This window comes from Pseudomonas sp. (genome assembly GCF_002796985.1).
Classification (GTDB): Bacteria; Pseudomonadota; Gammaproteobacteria; order Pseudomonadales; family Pseudomonadaceae; genus Pseudomonas.
In genome coordinates, this window is sequence record NZ_PEKX01000004.1 from 366896 (window position 1) to 383250 (window position 16355).

Annotated in this window: 16 protein-coding genes; 8 read left to right on the forward strand and 8 right to left on the reverse strand. The window is 66.3% G+C overall.

Going from position 1 to position 16355, the window contains the following annotated elements:
- Positions 1 to 83: 83 nt before the first annotated feature.
- The gene (locus CTR55_RS04580) at positions 84 to 365 is read left to right on the forward strand and encodes a pyrimidine/purine nucleoside phosphorylase (RefSeq protein ID WP_024765480.1); all 282 of its coding nucleotides are present in this window, start codon (positions 84 to 86) and stop codon (positions 363 to 365) included.
- Between the two features lie 156 nt (positions 366 to 521).
- Here the strand turns inward: CTR55_RS04580 and CTR55_RS04585 are convergent, their stop codons facing one another.
- Both CTR55_RS04585 and CTR55_RS04590 read right to left on the reverse strand, forming a co-directional pair.
- Entirely contained in the window at positions 522 to 1439 is a 918-nt protein-coding gene (locus CTR55_RS04585) for a GTP-binding protein (RefSeq protein WP_296284363.1), read from the reverse strand.
- Positions 1436 to 3199 (reverse strand): amidohydrolase, encoded by a 1764-nt coding sequence (locus CTR55_RS04590; protein WP_296284364.1) that lies wholly within the window; start codon positions 3197 to 3199, stop codon positions 1436 to 1438. Before CTR55_RS04590 ends, CTR55_RS04585 begins: the two co-directional genes overlap by 4 nt.
- A 112-nt stretch (positions 3200 to 3311) precedes the next feature.
- Between CTR55_RS04590 and CTR55_RS04595 the strand changes: the two genes are divergently transcribed.
- Positions 3312 to 4358, forward strand: coding sequence for an AraC family transcriptional regulator (locus CTR55_RS04595; protein ID WP_296284365.1), 1047 nt, complete (start codon positions 3312 to 3314; stop codon positions 4356 to 4358).
- Positions 4359 to 4444: 86 nt separating this feature from the next.
- Here CTR55_RS04595 and CTR55_RS04600 read toward each other — a convergent pair whose 3' ends face one another.
- Both CTR55_RS04600 and CTR55_RS04605 read right to left on the reverse strand, forming a co-directional pair.
- Positions 4445 to 4861, reverse strand: a complete 417-nt coding sequence (locus tag CTR55_RS04600; protein WP_296284366.1) for a VOC family protein — start codon at positions 4859 to 4861, stop codon at positions 4445 to 4447.
- Positions 4862 to 4878: 17 nt separating this feature from the next.
- Positions 4879 to 5304, reverse strand: a complete 426-nt coding sequence (locus CTR55_RS04605; RefSeq protein WP_296284367.1) for a YciI family protein — start codon at positions 5302 to 5304, stop codon at positions 4879 to 4881.
- Positions 5305 to 5637: 333 nt separating this feature from the next.
- Here CTR55_RS04605 and CTR55_RS04610 point away from each other — a divergent pair, with 333 nt between their 5' ends.
- From CTR55_RS04610 to CTR55_RS04620, 3 genes are all read left to right on the forward strand, one after another.
- Entirely contained in the window at positions 5638 to 6105 is a 468-nt protein-coding gene (locus CTR55_RS04610; RefSeq protein WP_296284368.1) for a YbaK/EbsC family protein, read from the forward strand.
- Positions 6106 to 6321: 216 nt separating this feature from the next.
- The gene (locus CTR55_RS04615; RefSeq protein WP_296284369.1) at positions 6322 to 6831 is read left to right on the forward strand and encodes a hypothetical protein; all 510 of its coding nucleotides are present in this window, start codon (positions 6322 to 6324) and stop codon (positions 6829 to 6831) included.
- A 582-nt stretch (positions 6832 to 7413) separates the two neighbouring features.
- Positions 7414 to 8355, forward strand: coding sequence for a hypothetical protein (locus tag CTR55_RS04620; protein ID WP_296284370.1), 942 nt, complete (start codon positions 7414 to 7416; stop codon positions 8353 to 8355).
- Positions 8356 to 8400: 45 nt separating this feature from the next.
- On the opposite strand, the gene CTR55_RS04625 is transcribed toward CTR55_RS04620, so the two are convergent.
- On the reverse strand, positions 8401 to 9222 hold the full coding sequence (locus tag CTR55_RS04625) for an alpha/beta hydrolase (RefSeq protein WP_296284371.1): 822 nt from the start codon (positions 9220 to 9222) through the stop codon (positions 8401 to 8403).
- A 139-nt stretch (positions 9223 to 9361) separates the two neighbouring features.
- Positions 9362 to 10261: a LysR family transcriptional regulator gene (locus CTR55_RS04630; protein WP_296284372.1), complete on the reverse strand. Its 900-nt coding sequence runs from the start codon at positions 10259 to 10261 to the stop codon at positions 9362 to 9364.
- Positions 10262 to 10377: 116 nt separating this feature from the next.
- Between CTR55_RS04630 and CTR55_RS04635 the strand changes: the two genes are divergently transcribed.
- Both CTR55_RS04635 and CTR55_RS04640 read left to right on the forward strand, forming a co-directional pair.
- Entirely contained in the window at positions 10378 to 11370 is a 993-nt protein-coding gene (locus CTR55_RS04635) for an aldo/keto reductase (RefSeq protein ID WP_296284373.1), read from the forward strand.
- Positions 11371 to 11437: 67 nt separating this feature from the next.
- Positions 11438 to 11905, forward strand: a complete 468-nt coding sequence (locus CTR55_RS04640; protein ID WP_296284374.1) for a thermonuclease family protein — start codon at positions 11438 to 11440, stop codon at positions 11903 to 11905.
- Between the two features lie 12 nt (positions 11906 to 11917).
- Here the strand turns inward: CTR55_RS04640 and CTR55_RS04645 are convergent, their stop codons facing one another.
- Positions 11918 to 12724: a transporter substrate-binding domain-containing protein gene (locus CTR55_RS04645; protein ID WP_296284375.1), complete on the reverse strand. Its 807-nt coding sequence runs from the start codon at positions 12722 to 12724 to the stop codon at positions 11918 to 11920.
- A 316-nt stretch (positions 12725 to 13040) separates the two neighbouring features.
- Between CTR55_RS04645 and CTR55_RS04650 the strand changes: the two genes are divergently transcribed.
- Positions 13041 to 13460, forward strand: a complete 420-nt coding sequence (locus tag CTR55_RS04650) for a nuclear transport factor 2 family protein (RefSeq protein ID WP_296284376.1) — start codon at positions 13041 to 13043, stop codon at positions 13458 to 13460.
- A gap of 31 nt (positions 13461 to 13491) precedes the next feature.
- Here CTR55_RS04650 and mgtA read toward each other — a convergent pair whose 3' ends face one another.
- Positions 13492 to 16209 (reverse strand): magnesium-translocating P-type ATPase, encoded by a 2718-nt coding sequence (gene mgtA / locus CTR55_RS04655; protein WP_296284377.1) that lies wholly within the window; start codon positions 16207 to 16209, stop codon positions 13492 to 13494.
- Positions 16210 to 16355 lie beyond the last annotated feature (146 nt).

Below are 16355 nucleotides of genomic sequence, written 5' to 3' on the forward strand. Positions count from 1 at the left end.
TCGCCTGCGCCGCTCTAGTGACGGGGCCTGCGGCCTTGGGCATACTGGCGAGCCCTTTTTCACCCCTCTAGCAGGAGAAGCCCATGTTCAAGGTCAACGAGTACTTCGACGGCACCGTCAAATCCATCGCCTTCGACATGACCGCAGGCCCCGCCACCATTGGCGTGATGGCTCCCGGCGAATATGAATTCGGCACCAGCCAGCTGGAGGTGATGCACGTCGTCGCCGGCGCGCTGACCGTCAAGCTGCCGGGTAGCGACAGCTGGGAAACCTTCGAAGGCGGCAGCAACTTCACCGTGCCGGCCAACAGCAAGTTCCAGCTGAAGGTCGCCCAGGACACCGCCTACCTCTGCGAATACCGCTGAGTTAGGCGCGTGACGAAAAACCGGCCCTGGTGGCCGGTTTTTTATTGCCTGCTGCTCGGCAGCTGACCTTGCAGGAGCGAGCTTGCTCGCGAACCACTTCCCGGCCGCTCCGGCTATGGGCTGTTCGCGAGCAAGAACTAGGCGTCCCCCTCGATCCTACGAAAAGCAGTTGTGCAGCCCGGCTTCAAGATCAACCCGCAACCCCGCATCCTTCTCCGCGATGAACACCAACCGCGAACCCTGCGCCGCCTCGGCCGCCGTTGCCGGGCGCAGCTGAAAACGCCCACCGACATATTGCAGCCAGACCGTCTCGCCCTGCCCCGCCAGGCGAATCAGCCCCTTGAGACGCAGCAGGCCGCGCGGGAGCATTTCCAGCCAGTGCTTCAGCCGCGCGCCATCGAAGCTCGCCTCGCCCTGCCAGCTCCAGCTGTCGAACAGCTCGCCATGATCGATGCCGTCCTGCCCATGGGGTCGCAGCTTGCGCGACGGCTCGCCCAGCAGCAGCTCGTCAGGGATCTGCGCCTGGATGGTCTCCAGCACCCGCGCGCCACGGCCAAAGCGCTCGCGCTGCGCGGCCAGCTCGTCGGCCTCCAGCAAATCGCATTTGTTCAGCAGCAGCAGGTCGGCGGCTGCCGCCTGCATGCGCTCCAGTCGCGCGTACTCGCCTTCCAGCGGCTCGCGCCGCGCCGCGTCCACCACGGTCAGCACCGCGTCCAGATGCAGGCGCCGGCGCAGTTTCGGATAGCCCAGCGTCTGCACGATGCGCTGCGGGTCGGACACCCCGCTGCACTCGATCACCACCTGCTCCAGCGGTGGGTGCAGGTTGGCCAGGCGCTCCAGTTGCGCCAGCAGATCGTCCTGCACGGTGCAACAGATGCAGCCGTTCTCCAGGCTGTACACGGCCTCGGTCTGCTCGGCGATCATGCCGGCGTCGATGTTCAGCTCGCCGAAGTCATTGACGATCACCGCCAGGCGCCGGCCTTCGCAGCGCTCCAGCAGGTTGCGCAGCAGCGTGGTCTTGCCGGCACCGAGGAAGCCGGCCACCACCGTCACCGGGATGCTCGCGGTGTTCATGCGTTGACGCCTTCGATACGCGGCGGCTCGCCCTGCCAGACCGCCGCCAGCGCGGTATCGCTGAACTGGCCGAGCCGGTCGTAGACCGGGCGACCCTCGACGAAGGTCAGTTGCACTTCGGTGCGGTGGATGAAATTGCGTGCCGGCTGCTCGAACAGATTGCGGTCGAGGACGATGAAGTCCGCCGACTTGCCCGCCTCCAGGCTGCCGGTGAGCTTCTCCAGGCCCATGGCATAGGCGCCATTGAGCGTTGCCACGCGGATCGCCTGCTCCAGGCTGATCGGCTCACCGAAGCAGGCCGGGTCGTCGTTCCACGGGTTCTGCCGGGTGACCAGGGTTTCCAGCGCCAGCCAGGGGTCGATGGACGCCACCGGCCAGTCGGTGCCGAATACCGCGATGCCGCCGGCAGCCAGTACGCCCTTGAAGTCGTAGATGCGTTTCAGGCGATCGGCGCCGTAGCCCGAACGCGCGCCACTGGCGAAGGGCGTCGGGTACCAGGCCGCCGGGGAAAACTCGGCGATCACTTCCAGTTCGCGGAAGCGCTTGAGGTTGCCCGGATGCAGGATGGTGCTGTGTGCACACTGGTGACGCACGCCACTGAAACCGTTGCGCCGGCGCGCTTCGGCCACCGCGTCGAGGAACACGTCGGACGCCGCATCGCCGGTGCAGTGGGCGATGACGCGGATGCCGCGGCTATCCATGTCCACCACCATGTCGGTGATGTGCTCGGGCGTCAGGTTGAGCTTGCCGCGCCAGGCGCTCCCGCCCGCCCCGTCCTCACCTGGCCAGGGCGTAATAAGGAAGGACGAGCGCGGCTCGACGGTGCCGTCGAAGTGGAACTTCACCGCATTCGCCGATAGCCGTGCGCTGCGGTAGTAGTGGCGCTCGCCGCTGAGCAGCTCCCAGCGGCGGCGCACCGGGAAGATGTCGTCCTGCCAGCTGATCGCCGCCTCCACGCGCAGGGTCAGTTGCCCGGCGTCGTCGAGGTACTTGAGCGCATCCAGGCGGTTCTCGCAGACGTGCAGGTACTTGGCCGCGGTGACGCCGCGCGAGCTCTGGAAGTGCACGCCCTCGCGGTAGGACTGGCGCAGCACCTTGGCCGGGGTCGGCGGCATCGCAGCGTGGATCAGCGCGTAGGCTCCGTCGATCATCAGGCCGTTGGGCTCGCCGGTCAGTTCGTCACGCTCCAGGTAGCCGTTGCGCGGGTCGGCGGTGCTGGCGTCGATGCCGGCCAGTTCCAGCGCGCGGGAGTTGACCATCATGGTGCCCCACATGCGGTCGAGCAGCGCCACCGGGCGATCCGGCAGGATGCTGTCGAGCCACTCGCGGCCCGGCTTCAGCCCGGCTTCGCGGAAGGTGTAGCGCACCCAGTACTGGCCATAGACCCAACCGTCGCCGGGGTGGCTGTCGGCGTAGTCGCGGATGGCTTTCGCCAATTGCTCCGGAGTCGGGTCCTCGATGCCGACGTCGAGATCGTCGGCGTAACGCGGGTTCAGCGCCAGGTCCGGGTGGGTGTGCATGTCGTGCAGGCCGGGCATGCAGAACGCGCCTTCGAGGTCGCGCACCAGGGTGTCCGGGCCGATCAGGTGCTCCATGTCCTCGCGGCGCCCCACCGCCAGCAGCCGGCCGTCGCGGATGGCCACGGCCTCGGCCCAGGGCTGGGCGGGGTCGAGGGTGTAGAAGCGGCCGTTGTGCAGCAGCAGTTCGGCAAAGCGTTCGGTGGGGGAATTGGAGGAGCGGAAGCGGTCCGGAGCGGTCATGGGTAGCCCTTGTTGTTCTTGTCCGTGGAGGCAGTATAGGGCTCGGCTTTCGGCTGCTGACTAGCATAAGATGACAACTCACTAGCACAAGACGACAGCCTGAGCCTGCGCCATGCCCACCGCCTCCTTCGACATCGATTACGCCGCCCGCCAGCTGTTCCGCCACTTCCTCGATGAGTGGCGCGCCCGCCCCGCCCAGCCCGCGCTGGCGCCCTTGCTGGGCGGTCTCGGCCTGCCAAGCAGCGGCGAAGCGGCGGCCGCCGAGATGAACTTCGCCCGCTACTATCGGCTGCTGCAACAGGCCGCCGGGCTGCTCGGCCCGAGCGACTTCTTCCTGCGCCTGGGCCAGCGCTACAACCTCTATGACCTGGGGGTGATCGGCTACGCGCTGATCAGCGCGGCCAACCTGCGGCGCTCCTGGGATATCTCCCTCGGCCAGCCATCGAGCCTGATGCCGCACCCGATCCACACCCACCGCGAGGAAGTCGGCGAGCACATCCGCCTGACGCTGCAGCTACCGCCCTTCAGCGAGGTGGAGCGCATCGCTCTCTGCGAGGAGTGGCTGAGCAGTACCTGGCGCTGGCTGTGCCAGCGCCTGCCGGACCTGGAGAGCTGCGCCGGCATGCAACTGCACCTGCCCTACCCGCCGCCGGCCCATGCCGCGCTCTACGGCGAGCTGTTCCCCGGCTGCAGCCATTTCAACGCCGAACAGGCCGAGCTGTGGATGCCCAAGGCCTTCCACGACCAGCCCTTCTCCACCGCCAACCCGTCGGTGAGCCGGCTGTGCCAGGCGCAAGGCGCGGCGACTTTGGCCAGCTTCGAGCGCGGCTCTGCGCTGCCGGACGATGTGCGCTACTACCTGCTGCAGAACGCGCGTATCCCACTGCCGGACCTGGAGCAGACCGCCGCCTGGCTGCGTCTGCCGCCGCATACATTGCAGCGCCGGCTGCGCGAGCACGGGCTGACCTTCAAGGGAATCGTGCTGGAAGTGCGGATGGCGCTGGCCCAGCGTTATCTGCTGGCCAGCCGGATGGCGTTGCAGGAAATTGCCTTCCTGCTCGGCTATGAACACGTCACCAGTTTCCACCGGGCTTTCCAGCGGTTCACCGGGACGACGCCGGAGCGGTTTCGTGCAGCAGGCGGGATCGCGCCGGAGTGAAGCAATCGCGGACAGAGTCCGCTCCTACGCCAGGGTTGGCCTTGGTGTAGGAGCGGACTCCGTCCGCGATCGGCTCGCCTGTGCGCTTAAGCTTCCTTCTCGCAATTGATCATCCACGGCACCCCGAAGCGATCCTCCAGCGCGCCGAACAGCTCGGCCCAGAAGGTCTGCTCCAGCGGCATGGTGACCTTGCCGCCCTTGCCGAGGGCTTCGAAGATGCGCCGGGCTTCGGCCTTGGTGTCGACGTTGAGGGTGATCGACACACCCTTCACGCCCTCGTACTGGCCGCACTGCGGGGAGGCGTCCGAGCCCATCAGCACGTGTCCGCCCACTTCCAGGCGGACGTGGATGATGCGGTTCTTCAGCGCCTCGGGCATGTCCTCGCAGCCCGGCGCATCGGAGAAGCGCATCAGGTGCGGCAGCTCGCCATGCAGCACTTCGGCGTAATAGCGGAAGGCTTCTTCGCAGTTGCCGTCGAAGACCAGGTAGGCATTCATCAACATGGTAGTTTCCTCCAGGCTCAGGATTTACTGGCGATTTCGGCGCGCAGGCGTTCTTCCTGTTCGCGCAGTTCAGGGGTGAATTCGGCGCCGAAGTCCTCGGCCTCGAAGACCTGCCGGATCTCGATCTCGGACTCGCCGTCGAACGGATTGGGGGAGCGCTTGACCCAGTCGATGCACTCCTGCAGCGAGGCGGTCTGCATGATCCAGAAGCCGGCGATCAGCTCCCTGGTTTCGGCGAACGGGCCGTCGATTACCTGCCGCGACGCGCCATCGAAGCGCACCCGCGCGCCCTTTGCGCTGGGCTGCAGGCCTTCGCCAGCCAGCATCACACCGGCCTTCACCAGCTCCTCGTTGTAGGCCCCCATGGCGGCGAGCAGTTCTTCCTTGGGCATTACACCGGCTTCGGAGTCGGCGGTGGCTTTGACGATCACCATGAAACGCATGGTCTTTCTCCTCTTGTCATTCTCTTGTAATTGCCAGCGTGGCGGCCGGTTGCTTCCGGTTCCTGACGAATAGTCGAAGGGCGTGACGGCTGATCGACATGCCACGCAAAAAAAATTCGAGTGGGTCTATGGGGGGCTCTGAGCATAGGCCGGTGGTCATGACGGTGCCGTGAGCGAGCCGCGGATTCACGGGAGCGCGCGACGACCGGGAGCGAGTTCAAGTTTCTCGGTATCCAACCGCCATGCCGCCAGCGGCAGACGAATGGCTGACTGGACAGCCCCGACCGCGCTCCCTAGATTCAGGCCTTTTCCCACGACACGGAGCATTGCCCCATGAGCCTGGAATCGGTTCGCGCCTTCTTCGCCGAAAAGGCCCCGGACATCGCCATCATCGAGCTGGAAACCAGCACCGCCACCGTCGCCCTCGCCGCCGAAGCCCACGGCGTGGAGCCAGGCCGCATCGCCAAGACCCTGTCCCTGCGGGTGGGCGAGCGCACCGTGCTGGTGGTGGCCCGCGGCGATGCGCGGCTGGACAACCGCAAGCTCAAGGAAGCGTTCGGCGGCAAGGCCAAGATGCTCGGCGTCGAGGACGTAGTGGCGCTGACCGGGCATCCGGTGGGCGGCGTCTGCCCGTTCGGCCTGGCGACGCCGCTGCCGGTGTATTGCGATGTGTCGCTGCAGGCATTCGACGAGGTGCTGCCGGCGGCGGGTGCGGTGCACAGCGCGGTGAGGATCGAACCGCTGCGCATGGCGCAGTTGGTGGCGGCGGACTGGATCGATGTTTGTCAGGAATTGGCCTGAACGGCTTTGCCGCTGGCGCCAGGCGTTCCAGGGGCCTGCCTGGCGCACTGGCTCAACAAGCGGCGGTGACGCTCGTCGGCTGAGTTCGGCGTAGCCTTACTCCCACGCGGGTTGCGTCTAACCTGACAACACACCCGCGCCTCCGCGCTCCGGCACAGCCCGTGGATGCGTGGCGCCCATATCCGCGAACGAGTGTCCGCTTGCGAGGTGTTCGTCATGGCCAACCCCCTGTCCACCCTGGGTATCGTGCATACCGCCATCAGCCTGGTGCCGCTGATGGCCGGTATCTGGGCGTTCTATCGCGCGGGGCGCATCGACCCGCGCAGCCCGGTCGGGCGCTGGTACGTCTACGGAATGATCCTCGGCGTGCTGACGGCTTTCGGCCTGTCCAGCACCGGCGGCTTCAACGCCGGGCATGCCATTGGCCTCCTCTGCCTGCTCTCTGTTGCAGTGGCCAGCTACGCGCAACGGATCAGCGCCCTGGGCGGGCTGGGCGAATACCTGGAAACGGCGGCGATGAGCTTCAGCTTCTTCCTGATGATGATCCCCACGCTCAATGAATCCCTGTCGCGCCTGCCGCCCTCCAACCCCATCGGCCAGGGGCCGGATTCACCACCGGTGCAGACGGCGGTGATGATCGCCCTGCTGCTACTCATCCTCGGCGTGCTCTACCAGTTCTACCGCATCCATCGGCGGCGCATGCCACCGGCGCGCCCGGCGCACTGAGTATCAGCCGGAGCAACGGCGATGCTGGCGGGCTCCCGAGCCGGAGCTCCGCCATGACCGTCCACCGGTCATGCGATCACCGACCAGTTGACCGTCGACCCCTGGGGTGTGTGCGCGTCTTTCTGCTTGCTCCACTGGGTACGTTGGTGAACGCACTGGAGCACCGGTAGCGCTCAACCGTTCGTCACCGTCTCCGCCACTGTGGCCTGTTTCCCGGCGAATCGCCCGGAGCGACCTAAACTGCTTCTGGGCGCCCGCAGACCAAGACGCCCAGCGCCGGATGGAATCGGCTCCCGCCCCAAAGGCAGTAGCCTGATAGCGAGCCATGCAGCCCGGCGATCAAGACTGCCCACCGCCGTGAGCTTCGCCATGCCAGAGCGATTCGACATATCACCATCGGCACCACCCGCCCGGTTGCAGGCGCAGCTCCAATCTCCGGCAGCGGCGCCACCCCAGCCGCTTCCCGGTATGTCTCGCGTTCGCCAGTTCACCGCCCGCCTGGGTGGCCTATTTGCACCGCGCCCCAGCCCTCTCACCCAGATGCCGACGGGCAACTCGAAGGAACAGCACCAGGAGAACAGCATGAGCATTCGCAATTCCAAGGAGCCCAGCGAAGGCACCGGCCCGGCCGATTCGCAGCGCCCACTCGCCAACCCGGACGACCATCTGTCACAGCGCTATGACCTGCCACCCGGCCAGTTGCCGGACCCGCTGGCCGGAGCCACCGGTCAGGCATCCGCCTACTCGGCCGGTGCCACCGATTACGCCCTGAAACAGCAGCACAGCGCGCAGCACACCCTGGACCAACTCGACAAGCTGGACGAAACGCTCCAGCGCGAGGCAAACCGGCCAACCGCGAAGGCAGCCGGTACGTCGGCCGCTCCCTCCGACAGCCCACTCAGCCAGGCCGATCAGCTACTGGCGGCGGCCGTCTCGCCACAGGCCAGCGACACCGAGAACGTGCTGCAAGACGTGCAGACCACCCTGGACTCCCTCGCGGGCATGGCCCAGGGCCTGTCGCAGCAACGCCTGGAATCCATCAGGGAGCGCGAGACCCTGGACGTGCGCCAGGAGCAGGCCGATGAACGCGAGCGCCTGCTCAACGAACGCGAAGACACGCTGCGCCAATGGGAGCAACGGTTACAGCAGGAGAAGGCCGCATTGACCCGACTCGGCGAGCAGCAGACCGCCACCCTGGCCGAACGCAGTGCCACCCTGCAAGGCCTGGCGGAGACCGTCGACAGCCGCGACCGTGCCACCACCAAGCGCAGCGAAGTGCTGCAGTCGGAGCAGGAGCAGTTGGAGCGCAAACTGGCGCAGATGCGCATCCGCCACGCCGAGCTGGATGGCCGCGAGACGCTGTTGCAACAGAAAGACAACGAGCTGACCGAACGCTTCAAGCAACTGGTGGACGCCAAGGAGCGCTTCAGCGCCATCGTTCGCAGCTTCAATGAAACGGTGCGCTTCAACACCGCGCTGAGCGCCATCAATCGGACCGTGGGTGGGCGTTCGGACGATCGTTGATCCAACCGTGGAATGCCGGGACCCCTTGGCCCCGGCCGCTTCATTTCAGCGGTTGAGGAAGCCCAGCAGGTCCTCGTTCACCTGATCGGCCAGGGTGGTGCACATGCCGTGCGGCGCCCCCTTGTAGACCTTCAACTCGCCCTTCTGCACCAGTTCCACCGAACGCTGGCCAGCGGCACCGATGGGTACGATCTGGTCGTCGTCGCCGTGCAGGATCAGCGCCGGCACGTCGATCTTCTTCAGGTCCTCGGTGTAATCCACCTCGGAGAATTCGTGAATGCACAGGTATTGCCCAAGGTGCCCGCCGGTCATGCCCTGCAGCCAGAAATTGTCGATCACTCCCTGGGACTGCTTCGCGCCTGCACGGTTGTAGCCGTAGAACGGCACCGCCAGATCCTTGAAGAACTGCGAGCGGTCTTCCTTCACACCCTTGCGGATGCCGTCGAACACGTCGACCGGCAGACCGCCGGGGTTGTCGGCCGTCTTGAGCATCAGCGGCGGCACCGCACCGATCAGCACCGCGCCGGCCAGGCGCTTGGTGCCATGCCGGCCGATGTAGCGCGTCACCTCGCCACCGCCGGTAGAGTGGCCCACCAGCGTGGCGCCCTTGAGTCCCAGCGCATCGATCACTGCTGCCAGGTCGTCCGCGTAGGTGTCCATGTCATTGCCGTTGGCCGGCTGGCCCGACCGGCCGTGGCCGCGCCGGTCATGGGCGATGACCCGGTAGCCCTTCTGCACCAGGAACAGCATCTGCGCGTCCCAGGCGTCGGCATTCAGCGGCCAGCCATGGGAGAACACCACCGGCTGCCCGCTGCCCCAATCCTTGTAGAAGATTTCAGTGCCATCTTTCGCTTTGACAAAGCTCATTTGGGTCGTTTCCTTCAGGGAGTGGTTGAAAAGAAACGCCGCAACTTCAGCGACTGCGGACCGCTCTACGGCGGCCTTGAGCATAGCCAGCGCGGTGACGCCGCCCCCCGCGTCCAGCGCCTTTCCGACGAGCGACAGCTCAGTCGATGCCGGCCGCGAACAAGCCGCCGAGCCAATCGGAGAACACCCGCAGGCGCCGCGACATCTGCCGGCGCACCGGATACAGCACGCTGACCGGCAGTGGCGGCGGCTGCCAGGCGCGCAGCACTTCCACCAGTTCGCCGCTGGCGAGGCCCTCACGCAGGTGGTAGCGCGGCGCCTGGATCATGCCGAAGCCGGCACGGCAGGCGGCGATATAGGCGTCGGCGTTGTTCACCGTGATCCGGCTGGGCAGCCGCTGGGTGCACAGCTGGCCGTCGAAGCGGAACTCCAGGTCGAAGATGCGCCCGCTGGATGCCGACTGATAGTCCACCGCCAAGTGCCCTTCGAGCTGTTCCGGGTGCTCGGGCAGGCCGAACTCCTGCACATAGGTGCGGCTCACGCAGGTCAGTTGCTCCAGCTCGGCGATGCGCCGACCGACCAGGCTGGAATCCGGCAGCTCGCCCGCGCGCAACACGCAATCCACACCTTCGCGCACCAGGTCCACCTGGCGGTCATTCAGGCTCAGTTCCAGTTCGATCTGCGGGTAGCGCCGGCAGAACGCCGGCAATGCCGGGATCACCACCAGCCGTCCCAGCGAGCTGGGCAGGTCGATGCGCAGCTTGCCGCGGGGGTTGTCGGGTGAGTCGGAGAAGCAGTTCTCGGCCTCCTCCAGGTCTTCCAGCAGGCGCACGCAGCGCTCGTAGTAAGCCTGGCCGTCGGCGGTGACGCTCACCTGCCGCGTGGTGCGGCGCAGCAGTTGCACGCCCAGGTGCGTCTCCAACTGCTGGATCAGCTGGGTCACGCTGGCGCGCGGCAGTTGCAGGCTGTCCGCCGCCTTGCCGAAGGCCTTGAGTTCGACGATGCGGGTGTAGACCTGCATGGCCTGCAAGCGGTCCATGGCGCACTCCGACTATTCATCCAGGCCGAATAGTTAAACCGCAATCTGCCGGTTTATCCATGCCCGGCAAACAACAAGAATGGTCCTGCCCCTTTCCCCACCCCGGAGAATCCCGCATGAAGACCCGTCGCCTGGGCTCGCAAGGCCCCGTCGTCTCTGCCATCGGCCTCGGCTGCATGGGCATGTCCGACTTCTACACCACCGGCAGCAACGAAGCCGAATCCATCGCCACCCTGCACCGTGCGCTGGAGCTGGGCGTCACCCTGCTCGACACCGCTGACATCTACGGCCCGCACACCAACGAGGAACTGCTCGGCCGCGCCCTGAAAGGCAAGCGCGAGCAGGTCTTCCTCGCCACCAAGTTCGGCATCGTGCGCACCCCGGACCAGCCGCAGGTGCGCGGCGCCAACGGCAGCCCGGAGTACATCCGCCAGGCCGTGGAAGGCAGCCTGAAACGGCTGGGCACCGACCACATCGACCTCTACTACCAGCACCGCGTCGACCCCAGGGTGCCCATCGAGGAAACCGTCGGCGCCCTGGCCGAGCTGGTGAAGGCCGGCAAGGTGCGTTACCTGGGTCTGAGTGAAGCCTCAGCGGATACGCTGGAGCGCGCGCACCAGGTCCACCCGATCACCGCGCTGCAGAGCGAGTATTCGCTGTGGACCCGCGACCCGGAGGAGAACGGCGTGCTGGCTGCCTGCGAACGCCTGGGTGTCGGCTTCGTGCCCTACAGCCCGCTGGGCCGCGGCTTCCTCACCGGCGCGCTGAAGAGCCCGGATGATTTCGCCGAGGACGACTACCGGCGCTCCAGCCCGCGCTTCACCGGGGACAACTTTGCGAAGAACCTGCAGTTGGTGGACAAGGTCGCCGAGCTGGCCGCCACCCGCGGAGTGAAGCCCTCGCAACTGGCGCTGGCCTGGGTGCTGGCCCAGGGCGAGCACCTGGTGCCGATCCCCGGCACCAAGCAGCGCAAATACCTGGAAGAGAATGTCGCCGCCGTGGATCTGGCGCTGACGAAGGCGGAGCTGCTGGAGCTGGACGCGATCTTCCCGACCGGCGCAGCCGCCGGCGGGCGCTACAGCGAACAGGTGATGGCGCTGATCCAGTAAAAGCTCTGCACCGGGGCTCCGGTGGACGCTCGCAGCGGTTATGCTGACGGGGTCCACCGGAGGCTTCATGCGATTCGTTCCCGCCGCACTGCTCGTACTTTCCTTCCTGCCCCTCGCCGCCCACGCGGACGAGGAATGCCAGGTGACGGCCGTGTTCAGCGGCGACCAGTTGACCTGTCAGCGCGCGGACGGCAGCGACACCACCATCCACCTGCGCGGCATCACCGCCCCGGAGCTGGAGCAACCCTTCGGCCAGCGCTCCCGCGCCGCCCTGGTGCAGCTCGCCCTGGGCAAGAGCGCCACGCTCAAGCACGCCGAGCAGCAATCCGACGGCAGCCTGCGCGCAGCAGTCTGGGTTACCCCGGCGGAGTGCCCGAACTGCGGTCATACCCTGGATATCGGTCGCGCGCAGTTGAGCATCGGCCTGGCGCGCTGGCGGCAGAGCGACGCGCAGACGCCCGAGGAAGTCGGCCAGTATCAGTTCGAGGAACACGAAGCGAAAGCGCGTCGCACCAACCTCTGGCGCGAGCCCTGAGCTCAAATACGCTCAGTTGCTGACGTAGTGCTGCAGGATGCGCCGGTCCTCGCCCTCGTCCACCAGCGTCTTGAACGTCTGTGCATAGCGACGGACGAAATCCTCGTCCTGGGTGCGCTTGCTGAAGGCGACTTCCGCCGACTCCGCTGACACCACCACGCCCGTGGGTACGATGCGCTTGGCCAGGCCCAGTTGCTGCAGTTCGTACTGGCCGCTGTGCTCGTCGGCAATGATGCCGTCGATGCGACCCTTGTCGACCATGTGCCAGAGGTTGCTGCGGCTGGGGTTGAAGAACACCCGCGCGGCGTAATCCGGATCGGCCATCAGCTGGCGGTAGGGTTCGCCATAGGACACGTCGATCTGCGCGCCGAGGCGGAAGTCGCTGCCGGGCAAATCGGCAAGCTGCTGCAGGCTGTCGCGCTGGGGCAGGCCGCGACGGACGAAGAGGATATTGCGCGAGGGCGGCAGCACGGTGCCGGAGAACCAGGCGTAGACCTCGCGTTCGGGATTGCGGAAGGCACCGGGCAGCACGTCAAGGCGGCCCAGTTCCAGCTCCTTGAGTGCCCGCGCCCAGGGCAGCTTGACCATTCGCACCTGGCAACCGAGACGTTCCAGCACTTCCCGGTTCAGCTCGACGTAGAGGCCGCCGACACTGCCATTGGGCAGTTGCATGCTGAAGGGCGGGTCGTCATCCCAGCGCAGGGTCTTTTCACAGGCGGCCAGCGGCAGGCTGGCCAGCACCAGGCTCAACAGGGCCAGGCGCTTGAGGCGCACATGCGGGAACAACGGCAGGCGAAGGGCTTGCGACGGCAAGTTCACGACTCACAGCGGGAGAAGACGGATGACCGGAGTGTATTGAACAGGACGCCCGTGTTACCAGCGGCAAGTGAATCCACTGGCGAGAACGGGCCGCCGCGCCCTCCCGGAAGGGATGTCGGCGTCGCTGATCCTGGCGCGGTGGCGCCAGCGAAGTCGGGTTTCGGTCCCGCGCGACCAACACTAGAAAATGGAGTAGGACATCAGGGATTTTTCCTACACCACCCGAACAACAGCCTCCCTAGACTGCCGCGAACTCACCGCCGGGCGCGGTGATAGCGCGAACGACTCCAGCAGATAAAGGAGACTGACAGTGAAAATGCTTCGATCCATCGGCCTTGCCCTGCTCGTGGCGGGTGGCCTGGTCAGCACGGCCTGGGCCAACAGCGACGAGGAACAGATCCTGACCCTTGAACAACAGTGGGTGGATGCCAGCGCCAAAGGAGACAGTGCATTCATTCGTCACCTGCTTGACGATGCCTTCGTCAACATCAATGTCCAGGGCGTTATCCGTGACAAGAGCACCGTGCTCAGTGCCAGGCCCCTTCCAGCCGGCGCCAGCCAGACCCTGTCCGGGCTCATCGTCCGGCTGCACGGTGACATGGCCGTGGTGACCGGCACCAACACAGTACATATGGACATATCGGCGAGCCCCGTGGCGGTGGTCTTCACCGATGTCTACAGCAAACACAACGGGCAATGGCACGCGATTTCGTCCCAGGAAACCATCCGCCCCTGAGCCACTGTCGCCTCTCGCCGGCTGGCCCGCGTCATTGCCAGCCGTAGCGCCGGGTGAACCAGCCCTTCACCGCCTGGGTCAGCGCCATGTAGCCCAGCAGGATCGCCGCCAGCCAAGGCCAGTAACCCAGCGGCAGTGCCTCCATGCGGAACGAATGCGCCAGCGGCCCCATGGGCAGGAAGATCGCCACCGCGACGATCGCCAGGGTCATACCCAGCAGCGGCCAGGCGGCGCGGCTCTGCAGGAAGGGAATGCGCCGGGTGCGGATCATGTGCACCACCAGCAGTTGCGAGATCAGCCCCTCGACGAACCAGCCGGACTGGAACAGCGTCTGCTGCGCCGGAGAATTTGCGCCGAACACGTGCCAGAGCACGAGGAAGGTGGCGATGTCGAAGATCGAACTGATCGGCCCGAAGAACACCATGAAGCGCCCCAGGCCGTCCGGGTTCCACTGCTGCGGCTGGCGCAGCAGCTCGTCGTCGACGTGGTCGAAGGGAATGGCGATCTGCGACAGGTCATAGAGCAGGTTCTGCACCAGCAGTTGCAGCGGCAGCATCGGCAGGAAGGGAATGAAGGCGCTGGCCACCAGCACGCTGAACACGTTGCCGAAGTTGGAGCTGGCGGTCATGCGGATGTACTTGAGCATGTTGGCGAAGGTACGGCGCCCTTCGATCACGCCCTCCTCCAGGACCATCAGGCTTTTTTCCAGGAGGATCAGGTCAGCGGCCTCTTTGGCGATGTCCACCGCCGAATCCACCGAGATGCCGATATCCGCCGTGCGCAGCGCCGGTGCGTCGTTGATGCCGTCACCGAGGAAGCCGACCACATGCCCGCGCTCGCGCAGCACGCGCACCAGGCGCTCCTTGTGGCTGGGGGTGAGCTTGGCGAACAGCGTGGTGCGTTCGGCCAGTTCGCCCAGCACGGCATCGTCCAGCTCGTCCAGCTGCGGGCCGAGCAGCACGCCTTCGACCACCAGCCCTACATCACGGCAGACCTTCAGGCTCACCCGTTCGTTATCGCCGGTCAGCACCTTCACCGCCACGCCGTTCTCCGCCAGGGCGCGCAGGGCCGGCGCGGTGGTTTCCTTGGGCGGATCGAGGAAGGCGATGTAGCCAGCGAGGCACAGCCCGCTTTCGTCTGCCACGCCGTAGATGTCGCGGGTGGGTGGCAGCTCGCGGGTGGCCACGGCGACCACCCGCAGGCCTTCCTGGTTGAGCCCGTCGGCCACCGCACGGATGCTCTCCAGGCGCGCGCCGGTCAGCGGCTCGATGCCCCCGGCAGTCTCTACTGTTTCGCAGACCGCCAGCACCTCTTCCAGCGCGCCCTTGCAGATCAGCAGGTGGTTGTCCTCGCGTTCGCTGACCACCACCGACATGCGCCGGCGGGCGAAGTCGAAGGGAATCTCGTCGAGCTTGCGGAAACGGCTGTCCACCTTCAGTGCATGGCGCAATTCGACGTGTTCGAGCACCGCGACATCCAGCAGGTTCTTCAGGCCGGTCTGGTAGTGGCTGTTGAGGAAGGCCAGTTGCAGCACACGGTCCTGCACCTGGCCGAAGGCGTCGGTGTGGCGCTCGAGGACGATGCGGTCCTGGGTCAGGGTGCCGGTCTTGTCGGTGCAGAGGATGTCCATCGCGCCGAAGTTCTGGATGGCGTCCAGGCGCTTGACGATCACCTTGCGGCGGCTGAGCACCACCGCGCCCTTGGCCAGGGTCGAGGTGACGATCATCGGGAGCATTTCCGGGGTCAGGCCGACGGCGATGGACAGCGCGAACAATGACGCCTCCAGCCAATCGCCCTTGGTGAAGCCGTTGATCAGCAGCACCACCGGCGCCATCACCAGCATGAAGCGGATCAGCAGCCAGCTGACGCGGTTGACGCCGGTCTGGAAGGCCGTCGGCGTCGGGTCGCTGGCGATCACCCGCTCGGCGAGGGAGCCGAAGTAGGTGCGCGTACCCGTGCCGATCACCACGGCCAGGGCAGAGCCGCTGACCACCGTGGTGCCCATGAAGCACAGGCTGTCGCGCTCCAGCGGATTACCCTGACGGGCGTCGCGCAGCTGGGCGAATTTCTCCACCGGCAGGGATTCCCCTGTGAGCGCGGCCTGGCCGACGAACAGGTCCTTGGCGCTGAGCAGGCGCACATCCGCCGGCACCATGTCGCCGGCCGACAGCCACAGCACATCGCCCGGCACCAGTTCTCGGATCGGCACTTCCACCCGCAACGCGGGGCCATCACCTTCGGCGCTGCGGAACACCGTGGCGGTGTTGCTGACCATCGCCTTGAGCTTCTCGGCGGCGCGGTTGGAGCGCTTCTCCTGGATAAAGCGCAGCAGCGTGGAAATACCCACCATGCTGCCGATCACCACGGCGGCCTCGACGTCCTCGGTGAACCAGGAAATGGTCGCCAGCACAGTGAGCAGCAGGTTGAAGGGATTGCAGTAGCAGTACCACAGGTGCATCCAGGCGCTGATTGGCCGGTCCTGGTCCACCTCGTTCAACCCGTCGCGCTGGCGGCGCTCTTGCGCCTCGCTCTCGCTCAGGCCTTCACGCCGGCTTTCCAGGCGTTCCAGCACCGAGGCCGGCTCCAACGCGGACCACTCCAGCAGGACCGAAGTCAGCGCATTGGGCGCCTTGCGCCCGGCGGCGGAGCCACGCAGCAGGTCGCGCGCGGCCAACCGGCGCAGTTGACGGGCCGGGAAGCCCTTGTTGATGAATTCGAGCAGGTGGGTCCTGATGAGGTCCAGGCGCATGATGACTTTCCCCTTGTGCGCACATCGTCCGGCGGCGGGGGGAGTCTGTGCCGAGTACCTTAAGGCGCCATGAAGGCTGGCGCAGCGCCAGGGGCGGCATGTCTGCAGAGATCGTAAAGCGCATAGCGCCTCAGGCGTCATGCACG